General features: G+C 53.5%; 21 protein-coding genes. 15 read left to right on the top strand and 6 right to left on the bottom strand.

From position 1 onward, the window contains the following. Positions 1-116 precede the first annotated feature (116 nt). From rsfS to lipA, 10 genes are all read left to right on the top strand, one after another. Positions 117-434 carry a ribosome silencing factor gene (gene rsfS, locus ACMWKA_RS00485; RefSeq protein WP_003858696.1) on the top strand — a complete coding sequence of 106 codons (318 nt, stop codon included), beginning with the start codon at positions 117-119 and terminating at the stop codon, positions 432-434. A 3-nt stretch (positions 435-437) separates the two neighbouring features. Then, the gene (gene rlmH / locus ACMWKA_RS00480) at positions 438-905 is read left to right on the top strand and encodes a 23S rRNA (pseudouridine(1915)-N(3))-methyltransferase RlmH (RefSeq protein ID WP_003858701.1); all 468 of its coding nucleotides are present in this window, start codon (positions 438-440) and stop codon (positions 903-905) included. A 28-nt stretch (positions 906-933) separates the two neighbouring features. After that, entirely contained in the window at positions 934-2,835 is a 1,902-nt protein-coding gene (mrdA, locus tag ACMWKA_RS00475) for a peptidoglycan DD-transpeptidase MrdA (protein ID WP_013097589.1), read from the top strand. Between the two features lie 2 nt (positions 2,836-2,837). Beyond that, positions 2,838-3,950, top strand: a complete 1,113-nt coding sequence (mrdB, locus tag ACMWKA_RS00470; RefSeq protein WP_013097590.1) for a peptidoglycan glycosyltransferase MrdB — start codon at positions 2,838-2,840, stop codon at positions 3,948-3,950. A 16-nt stretch (positions 3,951-3,966) separates the two neighbouring features. Further along, a complete protein-coding gene (gene rlpA, locus ACMWKA_RS00465; protein WP_414759900.1) occupies positions 3,967-5,079 on the top strand; it encodes an endolytic peptidoglycan transglycosylase RlpA in 1,113 nt (370 codons plus the stop codon). Positions 5,080-5,218: 139 nt separating this feature from the next. Continuing rightward, the gene (dacA, locus tag ACMWKA_RS00460; protein ID WP_013097592.1) at positions 5,219-6,430 is read left to right on the top strand and encodes a D-alanyl-D-alanine carboxypeptidase DacA; all 1,212 of its coding nucleotides are present in this window, start codon (positions 5,219-5,221) and stop codon (positions 6,428-6,430) included. A gap of 105 nt (positions 6,431-6,535) precedes the next feature. Then, the gene (gene ybeD, locus ACMWKA_RS00455) at positions 6,536-6,799 is read left to right on the top strand and encodes a DUF493 family protein YbeD (RefSeq protein WP_003858718.1); all 264 of its coding nucleotides are present in this window, start codon (positions 6,536-6,538) and stop codon (positions 6,797-6,799) included. A gap of 94 nt (positions 6,800-6,893) precedes the next feature. Further along, positions 6,894-7,535: a lipoyl(octanoyl) transferase LipB gene (gene lipB, locus ACMWKA_RS00450; protein ID WP_013097593.1), complete on the top strand. Its 642-nt coding sequence runs from the start codon at positions 6,894-6,896 to the stop codon at positions 7,533-7,535. A 291-nt stretch (positions 7,536-7,826) separates the two neighbouring features. Continuing rightward, positions 7,827-8,780 carry a YbeF family transcriptional regulator gene (locus tag ACMWKA_RS00445; RefSeq protein WP_013097594.1) on the top strand — a complete coding sequence of 318 codons (954 nt, stop codon included), beginning with the start codon at positions 7,827-7,829 and terminating at the stop codon, positions 8,778-8,780. Positions 8,781-8,987: 207 nt separating this feature from the next. Then, positions 8,988-9,953 carry a lipoyl synthase gene (gene lipA / locus ACMWKA_RS00440; protein ID WP_013097595.1) on the top strand — a complete coding sequence of 322 codons (966 nt, stop codon included), beginning with the start codon at positions 8,988-8,990 and terminating at the stop codon, positions 9,951-9,953. Positions 9,954-10,034: 81 nt separating this feature from the next. Here lipA and tatE read toward each other — a convergent pair whose 3' ends face one another. Continuing rightward, a complete protein-coding gene (gene tatE, locus ACMWKA_RS00435) occupies positions 10,035-10,238 on the bottom strand; it encodes a twin-arginine translocase subunit TatE (RefSeq protein ID WP_058661780.1) in 204 nt (67 codons plus the stop codon). Positions 10,239-10,363: 125 nt separating this feature from the next. Beyond that, positions 10,364-11,152, bottom strand: coding sequence for a deaminated glutathione amidase (locus ACMWKA_RS00430; protein ID WP_058650495.1), 789 nt, complete (start codon positions 11,150-11,152; stop codon positions 10,364-10,366). A 67-nt stretch (positions 11,153-11,219) separates the two neighbouring features. Between ACMWKA_RS00430 and crcB the strand changes: the two genes are divergently transcribed. Then, entirely contained in the window at positions 11,220-11,603 is a 384-nt protein-coding gene (crcB, locus tag ACMWKA_RS00425) for a fluoride efflux transporter CrcB (protein ID WP_029882131.1), read from the top strand. Positions 11,604-11,822: 219 nt separating this feature from the next. Here the strand turns inward: crcB and cspE are convergent, their stop codons facing one another. Beyond that, positions 11,823-12,032 carry a transcription antiterminator/RNA stability regulator CspE gene (gene cspE, locus ACMWKA_RS00420; RefSeq protein ID WP_002439184.1) on the bottom strand — a complete coding sequence of 70 codons (210 nt, stop codon included), beginning with the start codon at positions 12,030-12,032 and terminating at the stop codon, positions 11,823-11,825. 190 nt (positions 12,033-12,222) lie between these two features. Next, positions 12,223-12,840, bottom strand: coding sequence for a lipid IV(A) palmitoyltransferase PagP (gene pagP, locus ACMWKA_RS00415; RefSeq protein WP_201747533.1), 618 nt, complete (start codon positions 12,838-12,840; stop codon positions 12,223-12,225). 581 nt (positions 12,841-13,421) lie between these two features. Between pagP and dcuC the strand changes: the two genes are divergently transcribed. After that, positions 13,422-14,789, top strand: coding sequence for an anaerobic C4-dicarboxylate transporter DcuC (gene dcuC / locus ACMWKA_RS00410; RefSeq protein ID WP_020685657.1), 1,368 nt, complete (start codon positions 13,422-13,424; stop codon positions 14,787-14,789). Positions 14,790-14,882: 93 nt separating this feature from the next. Further along, positions 14,883-15,692, top strand: coding sequence for a ribonuclease I (rna, locus tag ACMWKA_RS00405; protein ID WP_414759899.1), 810 nt, complete (start codon positions 14,883-14,885; stop codon positions 15,690-15,692). Here the strand turns inward: rna and ACMWKA_RS00400 are convergent. Then, on the bottom strand, positions 15,686-16,303 hold the full coding sequence (locus tag ACMWKA_RS00400) for a flavin reductase family protein (RefSeq protein ID WP_013097603.1): 618 nt from the start codon (positions 16,301-16,303) through the stop codon (positions 15,686-15,688). The two genes, rna and ACMWKA_RS00400, sit on opposite strands and share 7 nt — an antisense overlap. Positions 16,304-16,570: 267 nt before the next feature. On the opposite strand from ACMWKA_RS00400, the gene rnk reads away from it, so the two are divergent. Next, positions 16,571-16,981, top strand: coding sequence for a nucleoside diphosphate kinase regulator (rnk, locus tag ACMWKA_RS00395; protein ID WP_013097604.1), 411 nt, complete (start codon positions 16,571-16,573; stop codon positions 16,979-16,981). Between the two features lie 107 nt (positions 16,982-17,088). On the opposite strand, the gene ACMWKA_RS00390 is transcribed toward rnk, so the two are convergent. After that, complete coding sequence (locus tag ACMWKA_RS00390) at positions 17,089-18,327, bottom strand: zinc-dependent alcohol dehydrogenase (RefSeq protein ID WP_129327707.1); 1,239 nt, start codon at positions 18,325-18,327, stop codon at positions 17,089-17,091. A 180-nt stretch (positions 18,328-18,507) separates the two neighbouring features. Between ACMWKA_RS00390 and uspG the strand changes: the two genes are divergently transcribed. Continuing rightward, a complete protein-coding gene (gene uspG, locus ACMWKA_RS00385; RefSeq protein WP_013097606.1) occupies positions 18,508-18,936 on the top strand; it encodes a universal stress protein UspG in 429 nt (142 codons plus the stop codon). Positions 18,937-18,968: the final 32 nt, after the last annotated feature.

Raw genomic sequence — 18,968 nt, 5'->3', positions numbered from 1 at the left:
ATACCCGCCTTCAAAAGCCCGGCCGGTGACATTTGTCCCGACAGGGGCGTCAGTTCAGGTATACTGTCTGGCTACGAATTCATAGTTGCACAATCTCATTCACCCAGGGGGAAAACTTGCAGGGTAAAGCACTCCAGGATTTTGTTATCGACAAAATTGATGACCTGAAAGGTCAGGACATCATCGCTATCGACGTTAAGGGTAAATCCAGCATCACCGACTGCATGATCATCTGCACCGGTACGTCTACTCGCCATGTGGTTTCAATTGCCGATCATGTTGTGCAGGAATCACGTGCAGCAGGGCTGTTACCGCTCGGTGTTGAAGGTGAAGCAACCGCTGACTGGGTGGTTGTCGATCTTGGCGATGTGATTGTCCACGTCATGCAGGAAGAGAGCCGTCGCCTGTATGAGCTGGAAAAACTCTGGGGTTAATGCGTGAAGTTGCAGCTGGTCGCCGTCGGCACCAAAATGCCGGACTGGGTACAAACCGGTTTTACTGAATATCTGCGTCGTTTCCCTAAAGATATGCCGTTCGAGCTGGTGGAGATCCCCGCCGGAAAGCGCGGCAAGAACGCGGATATCAAACGCATTCTTGATAAAGAGGGAGAACTGATGCTGGCTGCCGCAGGCAAAAACCGCATCGTGACCCTCGATATTCCAGGCAAGCCCTGGGATACGCCGCAGCTGGCGCACGAACTGGAGCGCTGGAAGCAGGATGGTCGTGACGTCAGTCTGTTGATTGGCGGGCCTGAAGGGTTGTCCCCTGCCTGTAAAGCGGCGGCAGAACAAAGTTGGTCTCTCTCCGCGCTGACGCTTCCCCACCCGCTCGTTCGGGTACTGGTGGCAGAAAGCCTGTACCGCGCGTGGAGCATTACTACCAACCACCCCTATCACCGCGAGTAATGACTGACCAGGGTAGATTAAGCAGCGGATGAAACTACAGAATTCTTTTCGCGACTATACGGCTGAGTCCGCGCTGTTTGTGCGCCGGGCGCTGGTCGCCTTTACGGGGATTTTGCTGCTTACCGGCGTGCTGATCGCCAACCTTTATAATCTGCAAATTGTCCGCTATACCGATTACCAGACACGCTCAAACGAAAACCGCATCAAGCTGGTGCCTATCGCCCCCAGCCGCGGCATTATTTACGACCGTAACGGCACCCCGCTGGCCTTAAACCGCACCATCTACCAGATTGAGATGATGCCGGAAAAAGTCGACAACGTGCAGGATACGCTGGAAGCATTGCGAAGCGTTGTCGATCTTAACGATGACGATATCGCTGCGTTCAAGAAAGAGCGCGCCCGTTCTCACCGTTTTACCTCCATTCCGGTTAAAACCAACCTGACGGAAGTCCAGGTCGCCCGCTTTGCCGTCAACCAGTACCGTTTCCCCGGTGTGGAAGTGAAAGGCTACAAGCGTCGCTATTACCCTTACGGTTCCGCACTGACGCACGTAATCGGCTACGTCTCCAAGATCAACGACAAAGACGTTGAGCGTCTCGATAAAGACGGCAAGCTGGCAAACTACGCCGCGACGCACGATATCGGTAAGCTGGGAATTGAACGCTATTACGAAGATGTCCTGCACGGGCAGACCGGCTATGAAGAGGTGGAAGTTAACAACCGTGGCCGCGTTATTCGTCAGCTGAAAGAGGTGCCGCCGCAGGCAGGACATGACGTCTACCTGACGCTCGACCTGAAACTCCAGCAGTATATTGAAACCTTACTGGCGGGCAGCCGTGCGGCAGTTGTCGTGACCGATCCGCGTACCGGCGGCATACTGGCGATGGTCTCCATGCCAAGCTACGACCCTAACCTCTTTGTCGATGGAATTTCCAGTAAGGACTACTCCGGCCTGCTTAATGACCCGAACACGCCGCTGGTCAACCGCGCCACGCAGGGGGTCTATCCGCCGGCGTCCACGGTGAAACCTTACGTCGCCGTCTCGGCGCTGAGCGCGGGTGTCATCAATCGCAACACCAGCCTGTTTGACCCGGGCTGGTGGCAGTTACCGGGTTCAGAGAAACGCTATCGCGACTGGAAAAAATGGGGCCACGGTCATCTGAACGTGACGAAATCGCTGGAAGAGTCTGCGGATACCTTCTTCTATCAGGTGGCGTACGACATGGGTATTGACCGCCTGTCAGAGTGGATGAGCAAATTTGGCTACGGCCATTACACCGGGGTCGATCTCGCCGAAGAACGCTCCGGCAACATGCCAACCCGCGAGTGGAAGCTAAAGCGCTTTAAGAAACCGTGGTACCAGGGTGATACCATTCCGGTGGGTATCGGCCAGGGCTACTGGACCGCAACCCCGCTGCAGATGAACAAAGCGATGATGATCCTCATCAACGATGGTGTGGTGAAAGTCCCGCACCTGCTGCAAAGTACCGTTGAAGAGGGCAAAAAAGTGCCGTGGATCCAGCCGCATGAACCGCCGGTGGGGGATATTCACTCCGGCTTCTGGGAGATCGCCAAAGACGGGATGTACGGGGTGGCAAACCGCCCGAACGGTACCGCGCATAAGTATTTCGCCGGAGCGCCGTATAAAGTGGCCGCCAAATCCGGTACGGCGCAGGTCTTCGGCCTGAAGGCCAACGAAACCTATAACGCGCACCGCATTGCCGAACGACTGCGTGACCATAAGCTCATGACGGCATTTGCACCCTATGATAACCCGCAGGTGGCGGTGGCAATGATTCTGGAAAACGGTGGCGCAGGGCCAGCCGTGGGTACCATCATGCGCCAAATCCTCGACCACATCATGCTGGGTGATAACAACACCGAACTGCCGGCTGAAAACCCGGCGGCCGCTGCGGCGGAGGACCAATAATCATGACGGATAATCCAAATAAAAAATCGCTGTGGGATAAAATCCACATCGACCCAGCCATGCTGCTGATCCTGCTGGCTCTGCTGGTCTACAGCGCTCTGGTTATCTGGAGCGCCAGCGGCCAGGACATCGGCATGATGGAGCGCAAGATTGGCCAGATCGCGATGGGGCTGGTCATTATGGTCGTCATGGCGCAGATCCCACCACGCGTCTACGAAGGCTGGGCCCCCTATCTCTACATCTTCTGTATTATTTTGCTGGTTGCGGTAGATGCCTTTGGGGCCATCTCTAAAGGCGCACAGCGCTGGCTGGATCTGGGCGTAGTTCGCTTCCAGCCCTCGGAAATTGCCAAAATCGCCGTTCCACTGATGGTGGCACGCTTTATTAACCGCGACGTCTGTCCGCCATCACTGAAAAACACGGCCATCGCGCTGGTATTGATTTTCCTGCCAACGTTGCTGGTGGCGGCGCAGCCTGACCTTGGTACCTCGATCCTCATCGCCCTCTCCGGCCTGTTTGTTCTCTTCTTGTCGGGCCTGAGCTGGCGTCTGATTGGTATTGCGGTGGTGCTGGTTGCCGCGTTCATCCCTATTCTCTGGTTCTTCCTGATGCATGATTACCAGCGCCAGCGCGTGATGATGCTGCTCGATCCGGAAACCGATCCGCTGGGTGCGGGCTATCATATTATTCAGTCCAAGATCGCGATTGGCTCCGGTGGCCTGCGCGGTAAAGGATGGCTGCACGGCACCCAGTCGCAGCTGGAGTTCTTACCAGAGCGCCATACCGACTTTATCTTTGCGGTCCTGGCGGAAGAGCTTGGGCTGGTCGGCATCTTGATCTTACTCGCGCTGTATGTACTGTTAATCATGCGCGGGTTGTGGATTGCCGCGCGCGCGCAAACCACCTTTGGCCGCGTCATGGCGGGCGGGTTAATGTTGATTTTATTCGTTTATGTCTTCGTAAATATTGGTATGGTGAGTGGTATTCTGCCGGTTGTAGGCGTTCCGCTTCCGCTGGTGAGTTACGGAGGCTCGGCACTGATCGTGTTGATGGCCGGGTTTGGTATCGTGATGTCGATCCATACCCACAGAAAAATGTTGTCAAAAAGCGTATAAAAATAAGGGGATCGGAATGCGTAAGCAGTGGCTGGGGATCTGCATTGCGGCAAGTTTACTTGCGGCGTGCACAAGTGATGATGGTCAGCAACAGGCAACCGTCGCGCCGCCGCAGCCTGCGGTGTGTAATGGCCCAATCGTTGAAATCAGCGGCGCCGATCCCGTTTATGAACCGCTCAACGCCAGCGCGAATCAGGATTATGAGCGCGACGGCAAAAGCTACAAAATCGTTCAGGACCCTTCCCGTTTCAGCCAGGCGGGTTTCGCCGCCATTTATGATGCGGAACCCGGGAGCAACCTGACGGCATCAGGAGAAGCGTTCGACCCGACGCAACTTACTGCGGCACACCCGACGCTGCCTATCCCAAGCTACGCGCGTATCACCAACCTGGCGAATGGCCGTATGATCGTGGTCCGCATTAACGATCGCGGTCCGTACGGTAACGACCGTGTGATTTCGCTGTCGCGCGCCTCCGCCGACCGCCTGAACACCTCGAACAATACCAAGGTTCGTATCGACCCCATTATCGTGGCACCGGATGGCTCGCTCTCCGGGCCGGGTACCGCGTGTACGACAGTGGCGAAACAGACCTACGCCCTTCCCGATCGTCCGAATCTTGACGGTGGCATGGGGAGCGTCTCATCGCCGGCCGAGCCTTCTCAGCCAGCAGGCGAAGTGCGCCCTATCAGCAACGACACGTTGCAAAGCGATGACAGCACTGGCGCACCGGTAAAAAGTAGCGGTTTCCTGGGGGCTCCAACGACCCTGGCCTCCGGCGTGCTCGAAGGCAGTGAGCCTACCCCAGCGCCTGTTGCCGCCCCCGTCGCGCAGCAGCCAGCCCCCGTCACCGCTTCGGCAACGACCCAGAGCGCAGCGGTAGCAGCGCCTGCTGCCGCTTCCAGCGGCGGCTTTGTCGTTCAGGTGGGCGCCGTCAGCGATCAGGCCCGCGCGCAGCAATATCAACAGCGCCTGAGCCAGCAGTTTGGCGTTCCAGGTCGCGTTGAGCAAAACGGGGCGGTGTGGCGTATTCAGATGGGACCGTTTGCCAGCAAATCGCAGGCAGCGACCCTGCAGCAGCGTCTGCAAAATGAAGCGCAACTCCAGTCATTTATCGCTGTAGCGAAATAATGTATCGGCGGCATCCGAATTGTCAGTTTGTGTAAAAGTCATTCACAAACTCATGCTTAAAGTCGGATGCCTGCCTGAATAGCATTTGCTATAGTAAGGCACTTTTTTTAATTCCATCACGGATGTCGTAGTTCTGACCATGAAGACCACTTTTTCTGCTCGTTTTGTGCAGCGCATGGCGCTGACCACGGCCCTTTGCGCTGCTGCGCTCTCCGCAGCTCACGCCGATGACCTGAACATCAAGACCATGATCCCTGGCGTTCCGCAAATCGATGCGGAATCCTACATCCTGATCGATTACAACTCTGGCAAAGTTCTGGCAGAACAGAATGCCGATGCCCGCCGCGATCCGGCCAGCCTGACGAAAATGATGACCAGCTACGTTATCGGCCAGGCGATGAAGGCAGGTAAATTTAAAGAAACAGACCTGGTCACCATCGGTAACGATGCGTGGGCAACCGGGAACCCGGTCTTTAAAGGCTCCTCTTTAATGTTCCTGAAACCGGGTATGCAGGTTCCTGTCTCTCAGCTGATTCGTGGTATCAACCTGCAGTCCGGTAACGACGCCTGTGTCGCCATGGCCGATTTCGCTGCGGGCAGCCAGGATGCGTTTGTGGGCCTGATGAACAGCTACGTTTCTGCGCTGGGCCTGAAAAACAGCCACTTCCAGACCGTTCACGGCCTGGATGCGGAGGGTCAGTACAGCTCTGCGCGCGATATGGCGCTGATTGGCCAGGCGCTGATCCGCGATGTACCGAACGAATACGCCATCTATAAAGAGAAAGAGTTTACCTTCAACGGTATTCGCCAGACCAACCGTAACGGCCTGCTGTGGGATAACAGCCTGAACGTTGACGGCATCAAAACCGGTCATACCGACAAAGCGGGTTACAACCTGGTCGCCTCTGCTACCGAAGGTCAGATGCGCCTGATCTCTGCCGTGATGGGCGGTCGTACCTTTAAAGGCCGTGAGACAGAAAGCAAAAAACTGCTGACCTGGGGCTTCCGTTTCTTCGAAACCGTGAACCCGCTGAAAGCAGGCAAAGAGTTTGCCTCTGAGCCGGTCTGGTTCGGTGATAACGATCGCGCCTCCCTGGGCGTGGACAAAGATCTGTACCTGACCATTCCACGCGGACGCATGAAAGACCTGAAAGCCAGCTACGTGCTGAACACCACCGAGCTGCATGCACCGCTGCAGAAAAACCAGGTTGTAGGCACCATTAACTTCCAGCTGGATGGCAAAACTATCGATCAGCGCCCGCTGGTTGTCCTGCAGGAAATTCCTGAAGGCAATTTCTTCGGCAAAATCATTGATTACATTAAATTGATGTTCCATCACTGGTTTGGCTAAAAATCGAACACTTGAAAGTGTGATTTTGATCCCCATATACTAAGTATCCTGATAACTCCCACCTGACGTGGGAGTTATTCTTTTTGACGTTACGCCGGAGCTGACATGAAAACCAAACTTAACGAACTGCTTGAATTCCCTACCCCATTTACTTACAAAGTAATGGGTCTGGCGAAACCTGAGCTGGTTGATCAGGTGGTTGAAGTGGTACAGCGCCATGCGCCGGGTGACTACTCTCCGTCAGTAAAACCAAGCAGCAAGGGCAACTACCACTCGGTATCTATTACCATTACCGCAACACACATTGAGCAGGTTGAGACGCTGTACGAAGAGCTCGGCAATATCGAAATTGTTCGTATGGTGCTGTAGTCCCTCTGCGGTTACCCGGTTTGCCGGGTAACCCCTCTCCCCGCTGTGATATACTCCCCCTCATCTTTTGTCCCTCGTCTTCGGAGACGTCGTTTTGTATCAGGATAAAATTCTTGTCCGTCATCTCGGGCTGCAACCTTATGAGCCTGTCTCCCAGGCTATGCATGACTTCACCGACTCACGCGATGACACCACCCCTGATGAAATCTGGCTGGTAGAACACCTGCCGGTGTTTACGCAGGGGCAAGCGGGAAAAGCGGAACATTTATTGATGACGGGCGATATCCCGGTTATTCAGAGCGACCGCGGCGGGCAGGTTACGTACCATGGCCCAGGGCAACAGGTGATGTACGTTCTCCTGAACCTCAAACGCAGAAAGCTGGGCGTACGTGAACTGGTCACTCTGCTTGAGCAAACGGTCGTCAACACGCTGGCGGAATATGGTATTGATGCGCATCCGCGGGCCGACGCGCCGGGAGTCTACGTGGGCGAGATGAAGATCTGCTCGCTGGGGCTGCGTATCCGTAAAGGCTGCTCGTTTCACGGGCTGGCTTTGAACATTAATATGGATTTGAAGCCCTTCCAGCGCATCAACCCCTGCGGCTATGCCGGGATGGAAATGACGCAAATGTGCCAGTGGGTTGATACGGCAACAACAGAAAATATCCGTCCTGTGCTTTTAGCTAATATGTTAGCACTACTTAACAATCCCCCGCACGAATATATCACTGCTTAATATATTATACATCGTGGCTCGATAATTTGACGGGCCACGATTTAATTGCCGCTTTTACACTTTACAATAATCCGCAGATTCTATATTTTCGAAGCGCTCGAATATTACCGATCCATATTATTTAGCCTCCCGTCAGCGCTGCGTGCAGGACCTAAGTAACTTGCGTGATAATCACTCAACTGGTTGTTTTTGATAAACAAGTGAAACAAAACCAACACTTTACGAATCTCTACAAGCATAATAAATAAATTCAACTATCATTCATGTTGTGAATGTGTACGGAGTAAAAGCGTGGAGTATAATAATTTACCAGCCAAACGCCTGAATGAACCCGGTGGCGAAGACAAGCCGCAAATTTTTCGGACTTTACGTAATATTGATCTCAATTTATTGACTATTTTTGAGGCGGTATATGTCCATAAGGGTATCGTTAACGCTGCGAAAATTCTTAATCTCACGCCCTCTGCAATAAGCCAGTCAATTCAAAAGCTGCGCGCTATATTTCCGGACCCGTTATTTATTCGTAAGGGACAGGGTGTTACCCCCACGGCTTACGCCACGCATCTGCATGAGTACATCAGCCAGGGGCTGGAGTCGATTCTGGGCGCGCTGGATTTAACCGGAAGCTACGACAAACAGCGAACCATCACCATCGGCTGCTCTCCCTCTGTGGGGGTGTTGGTTATGCCTGCAATTTACCAGGCCGTAAAAGAGCATGCGCCGCAGCTGCTGCTGCGTAATGTACCGATCAGCGAACCTGACGTGCAGCTTGCCCAGTTCCAGACCGATTTAATTATCGACAGCGGCAGCTTCAGCGCCCGCGCGTTGGGGCAAAATGTCCTCTATGCCGACAACCTGGTGCTGGTCTGTCGCCAGCAGCATCCGGTGCTCAGCGAGCCGCTCACCATAGAAAATCTGCGTAACTACGATCACTCGTCATTTATGACGGAAGGACAGTCTCATCATGCGCTGCGCCAGCGTATCGATGACATTTTTCCGGAGCGCCAGATAAGCTTCAGCAGTTACAATATGTTCACTACCGCGTCCCTGATTGGCAGCAGTGACATGCTCTGCATCATGCCTTCGCGCCTGTATCATCTGCTGCGGAAATGCTGGCCGCTGGAGAGTATTCCGCTCAGCCAGTTGAATGCAGAATCTATCGAGATTTCACTGCATTACAATAAGCTCAGTCTGCGCGATCCGGTACTTGAAAATGTGATCCGCATCATCCGCCAGGCCTTCTGACAGGTTGACACAGCACAAGCCCCTGCCGCACGCAGGGCAAAAGGCACAAAACAACAACTATTTTACAAATTGGCGACCTGGCAGGCTGCTTTAACGACCGTTTCAATGATATACTGCCTGTCGTTCGTTCAAAAATAGTTGATAAATACAACATTCCCTTGAATTGAAACGCTTTCCTTCGATATTCGCAACTGGAACACGCACGCTATGAGTAAACCCATTGTGATGGAACGCGGTGTTAAATACCGCGATGCCGATAAAATGGCCCTTATCCCGGTTAAAAACGTGGCTACAGAGCGCGAGGCGCTGTTAAGAAAACCGGAATGGATGAAAATCAAACTTCCGGCCGACTCTTCGCGTATCCAGGGGATCAAAGCGGCGATGCGTAAGAATGGCCTTCACTCTGTATGTGAAGAAGCCTCTTGCCCGAACCTTGCTGAGTGTTTCAACCACGGCACCGCGACGTTTATGATTCTGGGTGCTATCTGTACCCGCCGTTGCCCGTTCTGCGATGTTGCTCATGGCCGCCCGGTAGCGCCGGATGCAAACGAACCTCAAAAACTGGCGCAGACCATTGCTGATATGGCGCTGCGTTATGTGGTCATTACCTCCGTTGACCGTGATGACCTGCGTGATGGGGGTGCTCAGCACTTTGCTGACTGCATTACTGCCATTCGCGAGAAAAGCCCGAACATTAAGATTGAGACGCTGGTGCCGGATTTCCGTGGTCGTATGGACCGCGCGCTGGATATCCTGACCGCAACGCCACCAGACGTCTTTAACCACAACCTGGAGAACGTACCGCGTCTCTACCGTCAGGTGCGTCCGGGTGCTGACTACAACTGGTCCCTGAAGCTTCTGGAGCGTTTTAAAGAAGCGCATCCACATATCCCTACCAAGTCAGGTCTGATGGTTGGTCTTGGTGAGACCAATGACGAAATCATCGAAGTGATGCGCGATCTGCGTCGCCACGGCGTGACCATGCTGACGCTGGGCCAGTATCTGCAGCCAAGCCGTCATCACCTGCCGGTGCAGCGCTACGTTAGCCCGGATGAATTTGATGAGATGAAAGCGGAAGCGATGGCGATGGGCTTCACCCATGCTGCCTGCGGTCCGTTTGTGCGCTCCTCTTACCATGCCGATATGCAGGCAAAAGGCGAAGAAGTTAAATAACCCTGTAATATTCACTTACAGGAATACAAAAAAACCGGCCTGTTGAGCCGGTTTTTTTTCGCAAGCCTTAAGGCATTGCCGTTACTCTTTGTGAGAGAGCTTTTCAGCCGGAACGGTATCCCCGGCGCTTTTCTTCGCTGCCGCGTCATCGTCGTTCATCGCTTTCTTAAAGCCTTTGATGGCGGCACCCAGGTCACCACCCAGCGTGCGTAACTTCTTGGTACCAAACAGCAGGACGACCAGTGCGGCAACCACCAGCAGTTTGGTAATACTAATCTCACCCATAGATACCTTCTTTACTTAAAACAGGCTGCATTCAGCGTCAAAACCGGATCATATTAACGGTCATTTGGCGCGTGCACACAATAGCAACCTGTAACAAGGTGAATCAAGCATTGTTGAAAAAAACATCACAATAATTGCGGTGGCGCAAAACGTCGGTTGCGAAGAACAGGTAATTGCTGCCGTGCAAGCGCTATCCTTTCTGAAATTATCTCCGCCATCAGTAAAACCGGACCTTCCGCTGCGGCGGCAATCGTGACGCCCAGCGGGTCAATCACCCTGCTCTGCCCGATATTTTTATTGCCGCACTCCCCTGCCGCGACCACATAACAGGTGGTATCCAGCGCGCGCGCCGTAAGCAACGTGGCCCAGTGATGCTCTTTCAGCGGCCCTTTAACCCACGCGGCAGGCAGAACAAGCACATCCGCTCCCTGTAATGCCAGGCTCAACGCCAGCTCAGGAAAGCGCAAATCGTAGCAGGTCATCAGCCCAATATTTAAACCATCAACCGCGATCAGGGGCGGAACGCACTCCCCCGGGTCAACCAGGCGCGACTCCTGGATACTGAACGCATCATAGAGATGAAGCTTGGCATAGCTGGCGATGATGACGCCGCCACGGATGGCTACCAGTGTGTTAACTGCCCGGCCGGGCGTAGACGGCACATGGAGCGTCAACATTGTGGTCATGTCATTACCCGCACTCTCGGCCAGTAATTGCTGTAAAAACGCGCCATCCAGCGGCTGCGCGGATTTCACCGACAAATCCGGGTCGTTATCATCGCGAGCCAGCAAGGCCTCTGGCAGCACCAGCAACGACGCTCCCTTCTGTTGTGCCTGTTTCATCAGCGAGACACACTGCGCCGCATTCTCATGCCAGCGAGGCGTGACCGCAAACTGCCCTACCGCAACATACATATTTGTCCCCTGATTATAAACAGCGTTAAACTCGCCACTCTTACACATCAAATAGCAGGTATTTACAGTGTTACAACTCCTTTTAGCTGTTTTTATTGGTGGGGGGACGGGAAGCGTTGCGCGGTGGTTCCTGAGTATGCGGTTTAATCCACTGCATCAGGCGATTCCAATGGGAACACTGGCCGCAAACCTGATTGGTGCGTTTATCATTGGCATGGGTCTGGCCTGGTTTAACCGTATGACGCACATCGATCCCATGTGGAAAGTATTGATTACCACCGGGTTCTGCGGCGGTTTAACCACCTTCTCCACCTTTTCTGCGGAAACGGTGTTTTTGTTTCAGGAAGGCCGTATCGGCTGGGCGTTGCTGAACGTTGCGATAAATATGCTCGGCTCTTTTGCGATGACCGGGATCGCATTCTGGCTATTTTCTTCCGCCAGCCCCCACTAACTGCCGAAGCGTTAATGTTGGCTTAATTTTTCTCTGTCACTCTGGTGCCAATACAGAACGAGGGTGACAGAATGAAAGAGAGTTTGATGAGCGCAGGCGTGGTGTTGTTGAGCGTGCTGATCGTTGCCAGCTTCCTGAAGATGTATCTGCTTGGCTGATGCAAAACGAAAAAAACCCACTCAGTGAGCGGGTTTTGAAATTCTTGCTGACGCGTCTGAATTACAGAGCGATTACGTTAGCAGCAGAAGGGCCTTTGGCACCGTTAGTGATTTCGAACTCTACACGCTGACCTTCAGCCAGAGTTTTGAAACCATTAGACTGGATTGCAGAGAAGTGTACGAACACGTCTTTGCTGCCATCTTCAGGAGTAATGAAACCGAATCCTTTGGACTCATTAAACCACTTAACGTTACCTTTAATCTTAGACATCAAAATTACCTTTACATTAAAAAACGACACAAATGCTGTGTCGGTTACCAGTACAACAATTGTGGGACCTTTTGTCCAGCGGATCTTTGATAAAAAGTGACTAAAGTCGCGTTAATTTTCGCTGGCGGATTTTTATCCCATATGAATCAACGACTGCGCATTTTTTCACCGCTTTGTCAGCTTTTTTCAGTTAAAACTGAAAACGCATCCAGGCGAAGTAAACGTTACCGTTGTTGTACGTACCGGGAATGTAGGTCATCTGGAACGTTGCAGGGCCATAACCAATTGAGGCCAGCGGCAGCAGAACCGGAATGGGGATATAGTTCCAGTTGTCGCGTGCAGTCACCCCGGCGGTATAGCCCAGGCCAACGTGGAAGTTGTCGTCAGCTAACGGACGCCAGGTTTTCTCCCAGCCATAGCCACCGATCGGTTCCCATTTGTTAAAGGAGTCTTTAAAGGCCATCAGATAAATACCGTGCCAGTTGCCCTTTTCGTCCCAGCGCGACTGACCAAAACCTGCCCCCCACGGGCGCTCGTTATATTTGTCGGTCTTTTCTTTGTCATAGGCAAAGCGTGCATGCCAGGTGATGGCCGGCACGTAGAGATCATAGTGCTCTGGCGCATTCCAGGTCTGCGAAACATTATCCGTAAAGGTGGAGAACCAGCCCTTATCCGTCGCGTTCTCTTCAGCCTGTGCCACAGAAGAGAACGTTAACTGTGCAAAAATAAACAGAAAAATGAAGAAAAATTTATTACGTACGATCACAATGCAATTACCATTCTTAGTATTCGAGGCAAAGTTTACCATACAATAGTTGAATGGAGCCTTAACGGCATCGGCATTACTCCTAATTAATCAGCCACTTTGCGAGAATATTCTGAGAGCGGCACGGCGGCCTGTTGAATAATCATCTCCCGGGCGCGTTTAAACCTTTTTTAATAATGCCCACCGGCAAAAATAACCCTTCTGTTAATATGGCTTTAAGGGCAAACATAACGCCCTGTCTTCAAGGTATAAAGATTATCATTAGCCACTACAGCCAGTGTTTTCGTGCTGCTCAGCCCCTTTCCCGCGAAACGCTGTACGGACCCACTCACCAACGCGCACCGGCAGGAAAAGTCTTTTCCCCTCTTATTCAGGAACGTGTTAATATAAAACCAATTAATTAACAACTCATTAGCATTTAAATGACATACTCCACTGTTGTCACCGGTCAATACCCATATGTCATTATTGCCATCACCATGGCAAAAATATCGCTAACATCTGCTTTAGTAGTATATTTATTGATTTTAATCAGCAAGGACTGGCCATTAATTCGGCACATTCTCATCCTTCTTTTTTATTGATTATTTGTGCTCTCGGGCAGCAAGGATACAGGGGAAATCATGCTTACGTTTTTCGAGCTCCTTATCGGAGTCGTCGTCATTGTCGGTGTAGCACGCTACATCATTAAGGGGTATTCCGCCACGGGCGTGTTATTTGTCGGCGGCCTGGCCTTGCTGATCGTTAGCGCCCTGATGGGTCACCAGGTCTTACCCGCCAGCGCAGCCAGCACCGGGTATACCGCCACAGACATTGTTGAATACATTAAAATTCTGCTCATGAGCCGTGGTGGCGATCTGGGCATGATGATCATGATGCTGTGCGGTTTTGCCGCCTACATGACCCATATTGGTGCCAACGATATGGTCGTGAAGCTGGCCTCCAGGCCGCTGCAGTACATCAACTCCCCGTATCTGCTGATGGTGGCAGCCTACTTCCTCGCCTGTCTGATGTCGCTGGCCGTGTCGTCCGCCACTGGCCTGGGGGTGTTGTTAATGGCTACCCTGTTCCCGGTGATGGTTAACGTCGGCATTAGCCGTGGTGCAGCGGCGGCTATCTGCGCCTCTCCGGCGGCCATTATTCTCTCCCCTACCTCTGGCGACGTCGTACTGGCGGCGAAAGCCGCGGAAATGTCACTCATCGATTTCGCCTTTAAAACCACGCTGCCGATTTCCATTGTGGCTATCGTGGGCATGGGCATCGCGCATTTCTTCTGGCAGCGTTATCTCGATAAAAAAGAGCACATCAGCCACGAAATGATGGACGTGAATGAAATCACCACCACCGCCCCGGCGTTCTATTCCATTCTGCCGTTCACCCCTATCATCGGCGTGCTGATTTTTGACGGCAAATGGGGACCACAGCTGCACATCATTACCATTCTGGTTATCTGTATGCTGCTGGCCGCCATGCTGGAATTTATTCGCGGTTTCAACACTCAGAAGGTATTTTCTGGCCTGGAAGTGGCGTATCGCGGTATGGCTGATGCATTTGCAGGCGTTGTGATGCTGTTGGTGGCGGCAGGCGTCTTCGCGCAGGGGCTGAGCACTATCGGCTTTATTCAGAGCCTCATCTCCATCGCCACGTCGTTTGGCTCTGCCAGCATTATCCTGATGCTGGTACTGGTGGTGCTGACCATGCTGGCAGCTATGACCACCGGTTCAGGCAACGCGCCGTTCTATGCCTTCGTTGAGATGATCCCAAAACTGGCACATTCTTCCGGTATTAACCCGGCTTACCTCTCCATTCCCATGCTGCAGGCGTCTAACCTCGGTCGTACCATTTCGCCGGTATCGGGTGTCGTAGTCGCGGTCGCCGGGATGGCAAAAATCTCGCCGTTCGAAGTGGTAAAACGCACGTCGGTCCCGGTGCTTGTGGGCCTGATCATCGTGATTATCGCAACCGAAGTGCTGGTTCCTGGCGCAGCCTGAGTAAAATGACCGATATCCAAAAAGCGCCTGCGGGCGCTTTTTGTGCTTTAATAACTTCCAGAAATCTATCGCGTTAACCCATCAGGAAATCACATGTTCAGGAAGGATATCGTTATCCCGTCTGGCGCCATGGCGCTTGCACTCTGTGTCTTCTCCGCGCAGGCGGATCCGCTCAAAGCCACGCAGTATGGCGATTTCGATCGCTACGTTCTGGCGCTTTCCTGGCAAACCGGGTTCTGCCAGAGCATGGCTGAACGTAACCGTAACGAACCCGAAGAATGCCGTCTGCAAAAAGAGAGCAATAACAAGACCGATTATCTGACCGTACACGGATTATGGCCGAGCCTGCCTAAATCCATCGCCGCACGCGGCGTGGATGAACGCCGCTGGATGCGTTTTGGCTGCGCGACCCGCCCAATCCCGAACATGCCGGAAGCCAAAGCCAGCCGCAAATGCTCAGCCGCCGAAACCGGGCTATCACTGTCGGGTGCCGCAAAGCTGAACAGCGTCATGCCCGGTGCTGGCGGTAACTCCTGCCTGGAACGCTATGAGTACGCCAAACACGGCGTCTGCTTCGGCTTTGATCCTGACGCCTATTTCGGCACCATGGTGCGGATGAATCAGGAGATAAAAAACAGCGCGGTGGGTAAATTCCTGGCGGATAACTACGGTAAAACGGTAAGCCGTAAAGATTTTGATAACGCCGTGGCGAAAAGCTGGAGCAAAGACAACGTCAAAGCGTTCAAACTGACCTGCAATGGTAATCCGGCCTATCTGACCGAAATGCAGATCTCGCTTAAGGCCAGCACCATTAATAACCCGCTGTCTGCCGGCTCTTTTGCGCCACAGCCACATCCGGGTAACTGTGGCAAACAGTTTGTTATCGATAAAGTGGGTTACTGATCCACAATCGGGCGCACCATATCGAAGCGGTGTTCATCACTGATGCCATAATAGGCCGTCGGCCCACCCGCACGCAGGATGGGCTGCGCTTTCGCCGTCTGGTAGATCCCCTCTTCCAGCAGCGATTCGGCAATATGAATCCCCACCACTTCGCCCAGCACCAGCCAGGTGTCAACCGGTGTGCCGTCGGCGCCGGTCAGCTGAATACACTGCGACAGGCGGCACTCAAAGTTCACCGGACTCTCGGCCACGCGTGGCGCCTTTACAAGCTGGCTTGCCGCAGGCGTCAATCCGGAAAAAGAGAACTCGTCTTGATCGTGAGGCAGCGTAGCGGAGGTGAGATTCATCGCCTCAGCCAGATCGCGCGTGGCAAGGTTCCAGACAAACTCACCCGTTTCGTTAATATTACGCACGCTGTCTTTCCAGCCGTTGCTGGAAAAGCCAATAATCGGCGGGCGGTAGTTAAAGCAGTTAAAGAAGCTATACGGTGCCAGGTTGATCTGTCCTGCCTGGTCGCAGGAGGAGATCCAGCCAATCGGACGCGGACCAATAATGGCATTCAGCGGGTCATGCGGCAGGCCATGCCCCTGTGACGGTTGATAAAAGTACATAGCGCTCTCTTAATGAGGGTCAGACGCGAACTGCGTTTACCCACTATCCTGATTCAGAACGTTCAGCGTAACGCAATCCGCCAGAAATGCAGACTGAATAAATTTCAGCGAAAATTCATATGGCCCATGAATGTGACCTCTATCACTTCAAAGTTGCGTGCGCAGACAGTATCATCGGGAGAGTTAAACCCTCGCTGCCAGACGGCGAGGGTTTTCTTTTGGATTGGTTTCTGCGTTACACGCAGCATTAACGACATGGAGTAAAAAATGTCCAGACCCACCATCATTATCAATGAACTTGACGCAGAACGTATTGACCGACTTCTGGAAAAACCAGAATTCGCCTCGCTCCCGGTAGCCGATGCCCTGAATGAAGAGCTCGACCGGGCGCAGATGTGTACCCCAGAGTCCATGCCGCATGACGTGGTCACCATGAACAGCCAGGTCAAATTCCGCAACCTGACAACGGGCGAAGAGTTAACCCGCACGCTGGTCTACCCGGCGCAAATGACCGACAGCAGCGCTCAGCTTTCCGTGCTGGCACCGGTCGGCGCGGCCCTGCTGGGCCTGCGTACGGGGGATACCATTCACTGGGAATTGCCGGGCGGTGCCTCGACCCATCTGGAAGTACTGGCGTTGCTCTACCAGCCAGAAGCGGCAGGCGATTACCTGCGTTAATCCCATCTGAACAAGCGCGACCCGCGTTGCACAGAGGATGCCTGCGCATCCTCTTTCCGCAGATTCACCTGGACGTCCTATATCGTGCCGCAGGTAAGGGGACCGTCTTAAACCACCCCACCCGGAAACGCATTCACCAGCCCTTTAACCTGCTGTTCCGCCGCTTCCGGCGTTTCTGCACCGGGCACCAGAATCACCTTGCGGCACGCCTCCTCCCGTTTTTCAAAGATCCGGTAGGCGCGTTCGGCATCGTCCAGCGGCAGATAGTGGGTGACAATCTCCTCCGGCGTCAGCAGCCCCTTTTCGATCAGCGGTAACAACTCGCCAAGCCAGGCGTGGACGTGGGTCTGGCCCATCTTAAAACTGAGCCCCTTATCGAAGGCATCACCAAACAGGAAGCCATGGATAAAGCCCGCATACACGCCGGGCACGCTCACCACCCCGCCCCGTCGAACAGCAGCAATACACTGACGCAGCGCTTTACCGCTGCTGCCCTCAATTTTAAGGTTGCTGAGGATGGTTTCCGTGGTGCTGCCTTTGGCTTCAAACCCCACGGCATCAATGACGGCATCCACGCCGCGCTGGCCTGCGGTTTGCTCAATGATTTTTTCCGCTGCGTCGTTGTCTTCATCAAAGTTGATGGGGATGGCGCCGTAGCGCTCTGCGGCAAAACGCAGACGATACGGGTGATGGTCAACCACAAAGATCTGTTCAGCACCTAACAGCCGCGCGCAGGCGATGGTCAGTAACCCCACCGGTCCTGCACCAAAAACGGCGACGCTGGAGCCTTTTTCAATCTGGGCATTTTTCGCCGCCTGCCAGGCGGTAGGCAAGATATCGGAGAGGAACAGCGCTTTATCATCGGAGAGCAGCTGAGGCACTTTGAACGGCCCAACGTTACCTTTGGGCACCCGAACGTATTCCGCTTGTCCACCGGGCACGCCGCCATAAAGATGGCTGTAGCCAAACAGCGCTGCGGGTGCGGGAATTTGCTTTTTATTCAGCGCGGCGCCCTGACCGGCGTTGGTGCTCTCGCAGGCCGCGTACTGCTGCAGGCGGCAAAAGAAGCAGTCACCACAGGCGATGACAAACGGGATCACCACCCGGTCGCCTTTTTGCAGCGTCTTCACTTCCCTGCCCGTCTCCACCACTTCGCCCATGAACTCGTGGCCAAAAATATCGCCGTGTTCAACTTTGGGGATCTTCCCGCGGTAGAGATGCAGATCCGATCCGCAGATCGCCGTGGCCGTTACGCGCAGGATAATATCGTCAGGTTTTTCAATAACAGGATCGGGGACATTCTCGACACGAACATGATGTGGACCGTGGTACGTGAGTGCTTTCATGCGACCTCCGAAAGGATCCGGGTAAGTATTTAAGGGTAGCGTTCCCTGACGACCTGCCCGGGATTAGCGGGCTTTTGAGATTTATCCTGGGAAAAACAGAAAAGTGCCGCAGCGCTTACAAAAACCATATTCATTTTATGGTTGAATGATTCCAGCGTTTATAAACAAGGAGAAACGGGTATGTATCAAAGAATTATTATGCCGGTTGATGTTTTTGAGATGGAGCTGAGCGACAAGGCCGTACGCCATGCGGAATTTCTGGCGCAGCAGGACGGGATTATTCATCTTCTACACGTGCTGCCGGGTTCTGCCAGCCTGAGTCTGCATCGCTTTGCCGCCGATGTACGCCGCTTTGAAGAGCATCTGCAGCACGAGGCGGAAAATCGCCTGCAAACGATGGTTGGGCACTTCACCATCGACCCTTCCCGCATTAAAACGCATGTCCGGTTTGGCAGCGTGCGCGATGCCGTTAACGAGCTGGCGAGCGAGCTGAACGCCGACGTGGTGGTTATCGGTTCACGCAATCCGTCCATTACCACGCATCTGCTGGGTTCAAACGCCTCCAGCGTTATCCGTCACACCCACATTCCGGTGATGGTCGTGAGATAAAAAAAAGAGGCCACCTTCTGGTGGCCTCTCCT

The organism is Enterobacter sp. 03-F-07-AD-ECC (assembly GCF_047530935.1).
GTDB lineage: Bacteria > Pseudomonadota > Gammaproteobacteria > Enterobacterales > Enterobacteriaceae > Enterobacter > Enterobacter cloacae.
The sequence above is the reverse complement of the archived record's forward strand: the minus strand, read 5'-3'. Positions and strand labels throughout refer to the sequence as shown.